The sequence below is a fragment of the Peribacillus sp. YIM B13481 genome, assembly GCF_042787985.1.
GTDB classification, from domain to species: Bacteria; Bacillota; Bacilli; order Bacillales; family DSM-1321; genus Peribacillus; species Peribacillus simplex_A.
Map to the genome: position 1 here is coordinate 1 of NZ_JBHZPE010000124.1, position 1,437 is coordinate 1,437.

Sequence of the window (1,437 nt, forward strand, 5' to 3'; positions counted from 1 at the left end):
TGAACTGCACCCCAATTGTTAGACACCATCTAACAATTGGAGGTGCAGTTTTTTTGACTAAATATACGATAGACGAAAAATCAAATGCAGTTTTAGAGTACTTAAAAGGGAAAAAATCCTATAAATCCATTGCACAAGAAAGAAATGTAGGTTTATCCCCTCTGAAAAGATGGGTCGATCGCTATCTTGAACATGGGATGGAAGGACTTGCTTCATCCTATACAAATTACACTCTGCCCTTTAAACTAGAGGTACTTACATATATGAACGAAAATGGGGCATCGATCAGCGCGACCGCTGTACACTATAACCTTCCTTCCGATTCTACACTTTTGAATTGGGCAAATCAGTTGAAGGAAGGAGGTATAGACGCCCTTAAACCAAAGAAAAAGGGGCGTCTATCCATGAAAAAAGAAACCAAGAAAACATCGCCAGCTAAAGGCTCTCAAGAAGCACTTCTTGCAGAATTAGAATACTTACGTGCAGAGAATGCCTATCTAAAAAAGTTGAATGCCTTAGTTCAAGAAAAGGAAGCCCTACAAAGAAAGAAAAAGTGAAAGTAGTCCATGAACTAAGGAAACAATTTGATTTAAATCTACTTCTATCCATTTCTAACATGGCACGGAGTACGTACTATTATTGGGTAAACGCCTTCGGGCGTGAGGATAAATACACAGAAATTAAATCCCTTATCGAAGAGATTTTCCATACGCATAAAGGACGTTATGGATATCGACGCATCACCCTAGAATTACGTAACCGAGGTGCTCGCATCAATCATAAAACAGTTCTCCGATTGATGAATGAACTAGGATTGAAGTCTTTGGTTCGCATGAAGAAATACCGTTCTTACAAAGGGAAAATCGGCAAGATTGCACCCAACATTCTAGCACGTGATTTCAAGGCGGAAAAGTCCAATGAAAAGTGGGTGACAGACGTCACAGAATTCCATCTAGCTGGGGAGAAACTATACTTATCGGCCATTCTTGATCTGTTTAATGGAGAAATCATCGCCTTTAATATGGAATCTCGGCCTGTTTATCCGCTCGTTTCTAAAATGCTGGATAAAGCTTTTGACCGCTTGGAATCGAAAGATTCACCCATTCTTCATTCAGATCAGGGCTGGCATTACCAGATGAAACAATACTCTCATGATTTGAAAAGACATAACATTACACAAAGCATGTCCCGCAAAGGAAATTGTCTCGATAATGCGGTCATTGAAAACTTCTTTGGCCTATTAAAATCCGAGTTACTCTATCTTCAAGAATTTGAAAGCATGGAGCATTTCAAACAAGAACTAGAAGAATATATCCATTACTACAATCATCAACGAATCAAGGTAAAATTAAAAGGCATGAGCCCGGTAGATTACCGGGTTCATGCCCTCAAGGCTGCCTAATTAAATAAAGTGTCTAACTTTTTGGGTTCACTTCA

The 1,437-nt window shown here is 39.2% G+C and carries 1 protein-coding gene; it reads left to right on the forward strand.

Annotation, left to right across the window (positions count from 1 at the left end; genetic code table 11):
* Window positions 1-53: 53 nt before the first annotated feature.
* Window positions 54-1,402 (forward strand): IS3 family transposase gene (locus ACFX4X_RS25425; RefSeq protein WP_377387645.1). Its coding sequence is split into 2 segments (ribosomal slippage): window positions 54-498 and window positions 498-1,402, totalling 1,350 coding nucleotides; the frame shifts between segments, so codons are not numbered across the junction.
* Window positions 1,403-1,437 lie beyond the last annotated feature (35 nt).